General features: G+C 64.7%; 8 protein-coding genes and 2 pseudogenes. 5 read left to right on the top strand and 5 right to left on the bottom strand.

The annotated features are described in order from the left end of the window. From Q427_RS26590 to phoU, 5 genes and pseudogenes are all read left to right on the top strand, one after another. A partial coding sequence (locus Q427_RS26590; RefSeq protein ID WP_043518493.1) for an ABC transporter permease subunit occupies positions 1-528 on the top strand: 528 nt, incomplete at its 5' end. Next, positions 525-1,058: a hypothetical protein gene (locus Q427_RS37235; protein WP_043518491.1), complete on the top strand. Its 534-nt coding sequence runs from the start codon at positions 525-527 to the stop codon at positions 1,056-1,058. The genes Q427_RS26590 and Q427_RS37235, both read left to right, overlap by 4 nt. A gap of 122 nt (positions 1,059-1,180) precedes the next feature. Then, positions 1,181-2,107: pseudogene (gene pstA / locus Q427_RS37230) on the top strand (phosphate ABC transporter permease PstA); the annotation flags it as partial. 19 nt (positions 2,108-2,126) lie between these two features. Next, on the top strand, positions 2,127-2,984 hold the full coding sequence (pstB, locus tag Q427_RS26575; RefSeq protein ID WP_051496745.1) for a phosphate ABC transporter ATP-binding protein PstB: 858 nt from the start codon (positions 2,127-2,129) through the stop codon (positions 2,982-2,984). Positions 2,985-3,009: 25 nt separating this feature from the next. Continuing rightward, positions 3,010-3,736 (top strand): annotated as a pseudogene (gene phoU, locus Q427_RS26570) (phosphate signaling complex protein PhoU). An 86-nt stretch (positions 3,737-3,822) separates the two neighbouring features. Here phoU and phoR read toward each other — a convergent pair. The 5 genes from phoR to Q427_RS26545 form a co-directional block, all read right to left on the bottom strand. Beyond that, positions 3,823-5,133 carry a phosphate regulon sensor histidine kinase PhoR gene (phoR, locus tag Q427_RS26565; RefSeq protein WP_043518489.1) on the bottom strand — a complete coding sequence of 437 codons (1,311 nt, stop codon included), beginning with the start codon at positions 5,131-5,133 and terminating at the stop codon, positions 3,823-3,825. 1 nt (position 5,134) lies between these two features. Then, positions 5,135-5,824, bottom strand: coding sequence for a phosphate regulon transcriptional regulator PhoB (phoB, locus tag Q427_RS26560; protein WP_043518487.1), 690 nt, complete (start codon positions 5,822-5,824; stop codon positions 5,135-5,137). A 133-nt stretch (positions 5,825-5,957) separates the two neighbouring features. Then, positions 5,958-6,752, bottom strand: coding sequence for a phosphate ABC transporter ATP-binding protein PstB (gene pstB, locus Q427_RS26555; RefSeq protein ID WP_051496744.1), 795 nt, complete (start codon positions 6,750-6,752; stop codon positions 5,958-5,960). Positions 6,753-6,833: 81 nt separating this feature from the next. After that, complete coding sequence (gene pstA, locus Q427_RS26550) at positions 6,834-8,510, bottom strand: phosphate ABC transporter permease PstA (RefSeq protein ID WP_043518484.1); 1,677 nt, start codon at positions 8,508-8,510, stop codon at positions 6,834-6,836. A gap of 15 nt (positions 8,511-8,525) precedes the next feature. Next, positions 8,526-10,076: ABC transporter permease subunit (locus Q427_RS26545; protein WP_043518482.1), on the bottom strand; the 1,551-nt coding region annotated here is incomplete at its 5' end.

The raw sequence follows: 10,076 nt of genomic DNA, 5'->3' as shown, positions 1-10,076 counted from the left end.
TTCGCCGGCGACCTGCGCGGCTGGCTGGATGTCGAGCTGGGGATCGACTATGCCAGCCGCAATGCCCTGATCGTCGGTCTGGCCATGGGGTTTGCGGTCATGCCCAGCATCTATGCCCTGGCGGAGGATGCCCTGTCGGGCGTGCCGAGCAGCCTGGGTGAGGGTGCCCAGGCCATGGGGGCAACCCGGTGGCAGACCCTCTGGAAGGTGGTATTGCCGGCGGCGGCGCCTGGCGTTTTCGCTGCCGTGATGATCGGTGCGGGCCGTGCCGTGGGCGAGACCATGATCGTGCTGATGGCCAGTGGCAATGCCGCGTTGATGAGCCTCAGCCCGCTGGAGGGAATGCGATCCATGGCGGCGGGTATCGCCATCGAACTGCCCGAGGCAGTGCCGGGAAGCGATAGCTACCGGCTGCTGATCCTGGCCGCACTGCTGCTGTTCCTGTTCACCTTCCTGGTGAACACGCTGGCCGAAGTGGTGCGCAGCCGACTGCGGCGTCGCTACCGTCGGCTGGGAGATCTGTCATGAATCTGGCCACGCTGACTGGCCGCGTTCGACTCGCTCGGGGCGAAGGCCCCTGGGCCTGGCTGGCTGCCGGCAGCGTGGCGCTGTCGCTACTTCTGCTCGGGGGGCTGCTGACGCTGATCGCCGTGCGTGGCCTGGGTCATTTCTGGCCGGCATCGATGTCGCTGGTGGAACTCGACGATGGCCATGTGCTGGCGGGCCGTGCCGTGCGTGAACTGCCCCTGCCGGAAAGCGGTGGCACAAGAGGGGGCAGGGAGCGGCTCTACTTCACCGGCAATCGCGATCTCCATGGCCATGTCTGGCAATGGGTGGAGGTCGGTCGCATCGTTGCAAGCGACCGCGCCCGGGAGCTCGTGGTCATGGAACGGCTTCAACATGGTGACTTCATCGGTCGCCTGGTCGAGGTGCGGCCCGCGGGGCAGGTATCGACTGTGTCGGCCGTGGACGATGCAGCGGCCTGGGAAGGGCTCCAGGCGCGCTATCCGCGATCGATGGGCTGCGTGGCGAGCGCGATGACCTCCTGCGCAGCGTGATCCAGCCGCTGGTGCGCCGGCTGGAGAACGAGCCCGATGACAGGGCGGCACAGCGGAGGCTGGTCGAGGCCCACGAGCGGATTCGTGGGCTCCAGGAGGCCATGCGGGCGGATGTGGTCGTATTGGAGAGCGTCGATGGCGGACGCCTGCTCCTGACCCTGGACGAGGTGCTGCGCGCCTGGCGGCCCAATGCCATGTCGTTACCGGAGAAGGTCGGCGCCTGGTCGCGGGGAGTGTGGCGCTTTCTTTCCGAAGGACCGCGGGCGGCGAATACCGCCGGCGGCGTATGGCCGGCGATCTTCGGCACCGTGCTGATGGTGATGCTGATGTCGATACTGGTCACGCCTTTCGGCGTGCTGGCGGCAGTCTACCTCAACGAGGTGGCCCACCAGGGCCGCCTGACGAACTGGGTGCGCATCGCGGTTCGCAACCTGGCCGGCGTGCCCTCTATCGTCTATGGCGTGTTTGGCCTCGGGGTCTTCGTCTACGGCATCGGCGGCTCGCTCGATGAGTGGTTCTTCAGCGACGAGCTGCCGTCGCCCACCTTCGGCACCGGGGGACTGCTGTGGGCCTCGCTCACCCTGGCGCTGCTGACCCTGCCGGTGGTGATCGTGGCCACCGAAGAGGGGCTGGTGCGGATACCGGACCATCAGCGGGAGGGGGCGCTGGCGCTGGGTGCCACGCGCCTGGAGATGCTGTCCCGGGTGGTGCTGCCCATGGCGGTACCGGCCATGCTCACCGGCGTGATCCTCGCCGTTGCCCGTGCTGCCGGCGAGGTGGCGCCGCTGATGCTGGTGGGGGTCGCCAAGCTGGCGCCCCAGGTACCGGTGGACGGTGAATTCCCCTTCCTGCATCTTGATCGCAAGTTCATGCACCTCGGCTATCACGTCTACGATACCGCCTTCCATGGCGACGATATCCAGGCGGCCATGCCGGTGGTCTATGCCACGGCGCTGCTGCTGGTACTGGTGGTGGTGGTGCTTAACCTGACTGCAATATTTCTGCGCCATTATTTCAGGGCGCGTCACGGCGCGCTGTCGCGCCACTGATCGAGGATAGAGCCAAGCGATGCCCGAACTGCCGCTCTCACCGCCAGGCCAGCGACCGGATGCCAGTCGTCTGGAAGCGGATCGCTCCAACGCAGGAGGCCCGATCATCGACTTCGCTCCCGATGCCAGCTGTCTCGATGTGAAGGGGCTGAGTCTGGCCTACGACGGCAAGACAGCGCTGCGCAACCTGACCCTGCGGGTGCCGCGACACCGGGTCACGGCCTTCATCGGCCCCTCGGGCTGCGGCAAGTCGACCCTGCTGCGGTCGCTGAACCGGCTGCATGACCTCAACGAGACGGTCAGTCGGCAGGGCAGCATCCGCCTGGAGGGACAGGAGATCCATGCCCCCGAAGTGGCGGTGGACGAGCTGCGGCGCCGCGTGGGGATGGTGTTCCAGGCGCCCAATCCGTTCCCCATGTCGATCTACGAGAACGTGGCCTTCGGGCTCAGGCTTCAAGGTGGCCTGTCGCGGCGGCGGATGAACGACATCGTCGAGTGGGCGCTGGGTGCGGCGGCGCTGTGGGATGAGGTGAAGGACCGCCTGAGAGCCTCGGCCTGGTCACTCTCAATTGGGCAGCAGCAGCGTCTGGTGATCGCCAGGACCCTGGCGGTGCGCCCCGAGGTGCTGCTGCTCGACGAGCCCGCCTCGGCGCTGGACCCGATCTCGACGCTGAAGATCGAGGAACTGATCCGTAGCTTGAAGTCGCAGCTGACCCTGGTGCTGGTCACCCACAACATGCAGCAGGCGGCGCGGGTCTCGGACTACACCGCCTTCCTTCACGATGGCGAACTGGTGGAGTACGCCCCCACGGCCACGCTCTTCACCAACCCGAGCCTGGCGCGCACCGAAAACTACATCACCGGCCGCATGGCCTGACCTCGACGGTCACCAGGAGAGTCTCATGGATATCACCAGCGACACCCATAGCCAGCATATCTCCCGGCAGTTCAATCAGGAACTGGAGGAGCTCAAGACCCACCTGATGACCATGGGGGGGCTGGTCGAGAACCAGGTCCACGAGGCGGTCAGGGCCCTGCTCGAGGGCGACAGCCGGCTGGCCGAGAAGGTCCGCGACAATGATCGTCAGGTCAATGACATGCAGCTCAAGATCGACGATGAGTGCACCCGGGTATTGGCGCGACGCCAGCCGGCGGCGTCGGACCTGCGCCTGGTGCTGGCAGTGATCCGTGCCACCGCCGACCTGGAACGGATCGGCGATGAGGCGAGCAAGATCGCACGCAATGCCCTGAGTCTGATCGAGAGCGGCACCGCCGTGCGTGGCTGGTGGAAGTGCGCCACATCAGTGAGCACGTGCGCCGGATGCTGCGCGATGCGCTGACCGCTTTTGCCCGTTTCGACACCGAGCTGGCGCTGCAGGTGGTGCGCGAGGACGAGGCGGTGGACGACGAATACGGCAGCGCCATGCGCTCGCTGATGACCTTCATGATGGAAGACAACCGCGCCATCGGCCGGTGCTCAGCGTGATGTGGATACTGCGCGCCCTGGAGCGTGTCGGCGACCATGCCGATAACCTGGCCGAGTACGTGATCTATCTGGTCAAGGGATTGGACATTCGTCATATGGACCCGGACCAGATCGACGAGGACGCGCTCAAGCGACGCGGCTAGGTCTGTCGACGACTCGATACTCGAGAGTCAAGGCATCCAGGGATAGGACAAGATTGGGTACACGAGGCCGGTAACGCGACGCAGCGTCAACCGGCCTTTTCCGTGGTTGCTGCCGGGTTCAGCCTGACCTCGGGAAAGACGCAACGGAACAGTGCGCCGTGGCCGGGCCGGGTGTCGATGGCAAGGCTTGCGTCGTGGCGCAGCAGCACGTGCTTGACGATGGCCAGGCCCAGGCCGGTGCCGCCGGTGGCCGAGCTGCGGCCCTTGTCGACCCGGTAGAAGCGTTCGGTCAGACGGGGCACATGTTCCGGATCGATGCCGTCACCATTGTCTTCCACTTCGATGCAGGCACCCCGGTCGTAGCGTTTCCAGCGCAGCACGATATGGCTGCCTGCCGGGGTATAGCGCACGGCGTTGTAGGCCAGGTTCGACACGGCGCTGCGGATCTCCTGGTCGCTGCCGAGCAGTGTTCGTTCCTCGTCGACCTCCACCGTGATCTGCTGCTGACCCCGGGCGAGTGCTGCGGCATCGCGGGAGACGCTCTCGAGCAGCTCGCCCATGTCCAGCGGTGTGTGGTCGTCGCCGCTCTGTTCGAGTTCCAGTCGTGAGAGCAGCAGCAGGTCGTTGACCAGGCTCTGCATACGCGTGGTCTGCCCCTGCATCTGGGAGAGGCTGCGGGCAAGGCGGGGCGGGAGCTGGTCGGCATTGTCGGCGTAGGTCTCGAGATAGCCGGCCAGCACTGTCAGCGGCGTGCGCAGCTCGTGAGAGACGTTGGCGACGAAGTCGCGGCGCATCTGTTCCAGGCGATGCAGGCGCGTGATGTCCCGCGCCATCAACAGACGCTCGTCGTCACCGTAGAGGGTGATCTGGATCTGCAGGATCATCCGCTCGTCGATGGGAGAGGGCAACGTGAGGGGGTCACGGTAGTCGCGGGCATTGAAATAGGCCACGAAGCGCGGGTCCCTTACCAGGTTGGTAATGTGCTGTCCTCGATCCTGGGGGGTGCGCAGGCCCAGCATGCGGTCGGCGGCACCGTTCCACCACTCCAGATCGCCGTGCTGGTCGAGCATCACCACGCTGTCCCGCATGGCTTCCGAGGATTCCTGGATGCGCTTGAGGGTGGTGCGAAGCCGCTCCTGGGTATGGCGCTGGCCTTTCTGGTAGCGATAGAGCCGGTCGAAAAGCTCGCCCCAGAGGCCGCTGGCGGCGGGTGGCTCGGCCTGGGGGTTGCGGGTCAGCCAGCGGTGCAGGGCGCGTAGCTGTCGTAACTGCTTGACGATGAAGAGACCCAGGCCGGCGGCAAGGCCGAGTCCGGTGGCCGAGAAGAGCCAGCCTATCAGGCTGCCTGCACAGGCCAGTAGACCCAGGTGCCAGAGTTCTCGGCTCCATAGACGCATGTCAGACCTTGTTGGAAAAGCGGTAACCGGTGCCGCGCACGGTCTGGACCAGGTGCTGGTGGTCATCGCCCAGCGCCTTGCGCAGGCGACGGATATGCACGTCCACGGTTCGCTCCTCGACATAGACATTGCCGCCCCACACCTGATCGAGCAGCTGGCTGCGGGTGTAGGCCCGCTCCTGGTGGGTCATGAAGAACTGCAACAGGCGGTACTCGGTAGGTCCTATTTCCAGCGACTTGCCATTGGCGCTGACCCGGTGGCTGACCGGGTCGAGCTGCAGCCCCTCCACCTCGACCAGCTCTTCCACGCCTTTCGGGGTGGAACGGCGCAGCACGGCCTTGAGCCGGGCGACCAGCTCCCGTGGCGAGAAGGGCTTGGTGATGTAGTCGTCGGCACCGGCTTCGAGCCCCAGGATCTTGTTGTCCTCCTCCCCCTTGGCGGTGAGCAGGATGATCGGCAGCTCGCTGGTGGCGGTCTCGCGCTTGAGGCGACGGGCCAGTTCGATGCCGCTGGTGCCGGGCATCATCCAGTCGAGCAGCAGCAGGTCGGGCTGGTGATCGACGACCATGGCGTGGGCGGTCTGGGCGTTGTCGGCTTCGAGCACGCGGTAGTCGGCCATCTCCAGGGCCACGGCAATCATTTCGCGAATCGGTGCTTCATCATCGACGATCAGAACGGTCTTGGCTGTCATTCGGGGCCTCTAGCTCAGTAGCGGGTCGATGACGATAACAGCACGATATCATGTCATTTCGATGACAGCGCTATCGCACCCGAGCCCGGTGGCTCGACAACCCGCTGGAATTGACGACGGTGGGGCACGGGTATCAGCCATAGCGTCCGGTGATGTAGTCCTCGGTCTGTTTCTTTGCTGGCTCGGTGAAGATCCGGTTGGTTTCACCGAATTCCACCAGGTCGCCGAGGTACATGAAGGCCGTATAGTCGGAGACCCGGGCTGCCTGCTGCATGTTGTGGGTCACGATCAGGATGGTGTAGCGCTCCTTCAATTCGTGGATCAGCTCCTCGATCTTCAGCGTCGAGATCGGATCCAGCGCCGAGGCCGGTTCATCCAGCAGGATCACCTCCGGTTCGATGGCGATGGCTCGGGCGATCACCAGGCGTTGCTGCTGACCACCAGACAGGCCGAAGGCGTTGTCCTGCAGGCGATCCTTGACCTCGTCCCAGAGCGCGGCACCGCGCAACGAACGCTCGACCACCTCGTCGAGTACCGGCTTGTTGTTGACCCCCTGCAGGCGTAGTCCGTAGGCCACGTTCTCGTAGATCGACTTGGGGAAGGGGTTGGGCTTCTGGAACACCATCCCTACCTTGCGGCGCAGCTCGGCGACATCCACGCCGCGGGCATAGATGTCTTCATCGTCGAGCAGTATCTGACCCTCGATGCGACAGATGTCGACCAGGTCGTTCATGCGATTGAAGCAGCGCAGCAGGGTCGACTTGCCGCAGCCCGAAGGGCCAATGAAGGCCGTGACCTTGTTCGCCGGGACATCCAGGCCGATGCCCTTCAGCGCCTGGTCCTTGCCATAGAAAAGGCTGAGGTCACGCACCTTGAAGGTGGTCTTGCCCATGCCGCTCATGGCATCACGATGGCTGGCGGTGGTCATGGCTGACGTCATGGTAGTCATTTCTCGCCTCTTAGGTGTCGTAGCGGTGGCCTGAGCCGCCGCCGTGCAGTCGGGTTGGCATTAGTCGGTCGCGGCGCGGTAGCGCTCACGCAACCGGTTACGGATGCTGATAGCAGTTAGGTTGAGTACGATAATCAGGACCACCAGCACTAGCGCCGTGGCATAGACCAGCGGTCGTGCTGCTTCCACGTTGGGGCTCTGGAAGCCCACGTCGTAGATGTGGAAGCCCAGGTGCATGATCTGTCGCTCCAAATGAATGAACGGGAAAGTGCCATCCACCGGCAGGGTCGGCGCCAGCTTGACCACCCCCACCAGCATCAGCGGCGCCACCTCGCCGGCGGCACGGGCGATTGCCAGGATCATGCCGGTCATCATTGCCGGAGTGGCCAGCGGCACCACCACCTTCCACAGCGTTTCCGACTTGGTGGCTCCCAGCGCCAGGCTGCCGTGGCGAACCGATGCGGGGATCCGCGCCAACCCCTCCTCCGTGGAGACGATCACCACCGGCAGGGTCAGCAGGGCCAGGGTCAGCGAAGCCCATATCAGTGCGGGCGAGCCGAAGGTCGGCGACGGCAGCCGCTCGGAATAGAAGAGCTGGTCGATGGAGCCCCCCAGGGTGTAGATGAAGAAGCCCAGGCCGAATACGCCATAGACGATAGAGGGCACACCGGCCAGGTTATAGACCGAGATACGGATTAGTCGCAGCAACGGCCCCTGCTTGGCGTATTCGCGCAGGTAGATGGCAGCCAGAACGCCGAACGGACTGACGATCATCGACATCAGCAGCACCATGGTCACGGTGCCGAAGATCGCCGGGAAGATCCCGCCGGCCGTATTGGCTTCGCGAGGCTCGCCGCTGACAAAGGCCCAGAACTGCTGCACATATTCCACCACCTTGGCGGGCAGCGACAGGCTGTTGGGCTGCACGGCCCGCACGATATCGCCGATGCGAATCTGGACCTCCTGCCCACCGGTGACCATTGCCACCAGGGTGTCGCGATAGAGCTCACGGCGCAGGACGTCGATCTCGCCGCGCAGGGTCTGGAACGCTTCCTGCAAGATGCTCTGCCGCTCCTGAATCTGAGCCAGCTCCACCTGGAGCGCCTCGGGATCGATGCCGGGGTCACGCTGCAGGGCCCGCTCACGCAGGCGCAGCGCTTCCATTTCCGAACTGATCTCCCCCACGTCGTTGCGCTCGATCCGGCGTAGCTCCCGAAACAGCGTATTGGCGCGCTCGACCCGGGACTGCAGCGCCTCCCATAGTCCTTCACCCTCGGCCACCACCTCGCCGTCTTCGAGCACTCGCATCGGATAACCGTAAAAGTCACCCCACTCGCGGCGCTCCAGGCGCATGGCATCCGGCGGGCTCTGCCACTCGGACATCTGCAGCTCGGCGTACCAGGCGAAGTCCTGGCCGGTGACGTCGCGATTGCCCTGCTTGATCAGGTGACGGGTGACCAGGTCATCGCTATCGAGCTCGGGAGGCACCGCGATCCCCGCATCCCGGGCCACCGGAACCGGAATGGTTTCGGAGCGAACGTGCTCGCCCATCACCATCTGCCCGAGCCCCAGTGCCGGGTCGCCGACCTGGAACTCGATGATTTCGCTCGGGTAGAAGTGGCTCAGGCCGCGCACGGCGATCAGGCCAATCAGCCCCACCACCATGATGATCGACACGGCCACCGCACCGGCATTCAACCACACCCAGGGAGCACCGCTTTTCCACCAATGTTTCATCACAGTCTCCCGGAATCAGAGGTTGCCGTAGCGCTTGCGCAGGCGTTGACGAATGACCTCGGCCAAGGTGTTGACCACGAAGGTCATGGCCAGCAGGACCAGGGCGGCAAGGAACAGGACCCGGAAGTGGCTGGAGCCCACGGCGGCCTCCGTCAGCTCGACGGCGATATTGGCCGACAGGGTGCGCATGCCCTCGAAGATATTGAAGTTCATGATCGGGCTGTTGCCGGTGGCCATGAGAACGATCATGGTCTCGCCCACCGCTCGGCCGAAGCCCATCATCACCGCCGAGAACATGCCCACGCTGGCGGTGGGCAGTACCACGCCAACCACGGTCTGCCAGCGGGTGGCGCCGAGTGCCAGCGAACCCTGGGTCAGGTGCTTGGGCACGTTGAACACCGCATCCTCGGCGATGGAGAAGATGGTGGGAATCACCGCAAAGCCCATGGCGATACCCACCACCAGGGCGTTGCGCTGGTCATAGGTGAAGCCGTTGTCGGTGAGCCACTGGCGCATGCTGCCGTCGAAGAACAGGATTTCCACATACGGGCTTGCCGTCACACAGATCCATCCCACCAGGATGATGATCGGCATCAGCAGTACCGCTTCCCAGCCGTCGGGTACCAGGGAGCGCAGACGCTCGGGCAGACGACTCCAGAGATAGGCGAAGGCCAGCATGGCGATGGGCATCAGGATCAGGATGCTGAACACCGCCGGCAGCCGGTTCTCGACGAAGGGAGCGAGCCACAGCCCGGCCAGGAAGCCGAGGATCACCGTGGGCAGGGCCTCCATCACCTCGATGGTGGGCTTGACCTTGCCGCGCAGCTTCGGCGACATGAAGTAGGCGGTATAGATGGCCCCCATCAGCGCCAGCGGCGTGGCGAAAAGCATGGCGTAGAAGGCCGCCTTCAGGGTGCCAACGGTCAGTGGCACCAGGCTCATCTTGGGCTCGAACTCCTCGCCGCCCGCAGAGGACTGCCAGACATAGCGCGGCTGGCTGCTCCCCTCGTACCAGACCTTCTGCCACAGTGAAGAGAAGGAGACCCCCGGGTGGCGGTTGCTGACGCTGGCCACCTGCAGCTGGTGGTTCTCGTCGGCAAACAGCGCCAGAGAGTTGACCGGCGAGATGGCGATGCGCGCCAGGGGCCCCTCGGTCTTCGCCGCATCGAAGACGTCGGCTGCCGCCGTGGCGTGATGAATGCCCAGGTTGCCCCGCTCATCGCCTACCAGGAAACCCCGCCGCGAGTGTTCTGCCTCGATGTGGGTGATCGGTGCCTCGTAGCGGGCGAAGTCACGGATATGGGTCAGATCATGCTGGTTCCGGGCATCGCGCACCGGAAAGTACTGGCGAATCTGTCCATCGGAGGTCCCGGCGATGATCGACACCGTGCCATTGAGCAGCACCATCTCCGACACATGGCCGCTGTCGGTGACCTGCACCGCTCCACGGTATTGGGGGCTGCGCAAGTTGCCGATGTCGTAGTGGTGGATATAGCCGGCATCGTCGGAGACGTAGAGGTGGCGGAAGCGGTTGTCGATCAGGATCTGACGAGCATGGCCATCGAA

Source organism: Halomonas sp. BC04 (assembly GCF_000568385.1).
Note: the sequence above shows the minus strand (reverse complement) of the source record. Positions and strands in the feature narration are given on the sequence as shown.

Bases quoted from the DNA above. Each gene is read 5' to 3' on its own strand.
- Q427_RS37235 (WP_043518491.1), top strand. From the start codon at position 525: ATGAATCTGGCCACGCTGACTGGCCGCGTTCGACTCGCTCGGGGCGAA.
- pstB (WP_051496745.1), top strand. From the start codon at position 2,127: ATGCCCGAACTGCCGCTCTCACCGCCAGGCCAGCGACCGGATGCCAGT.
- phoR (WP_043518489.1), bottom strand. From the start codon at position 5,133: ATGCGTCTATGGAGCCGAGAACTCTGGCACCTGGGTCTACTGGCCTGT.
- phoB (WP_043518487.1), bottom strand. From the start codon at position 5,824: ATGACAGCCAAGACCGTTCTGATCGTCGATGATGAAGCACCGATTCGC.
- pstB (WP_051496744.1), bottom strand. From the start codon at position 6,752: ATGACCACCGCCAGCCATCGTGATGCCATGAGCGGCATGGGCAAGACC.
- pstA (WP_043518484.1), bottom strand. From the start codon at position 8,510: ATGAAACATTGGTGGAAAAGCGGTGCTCCCTGGGTGTGGTTGAATGCC.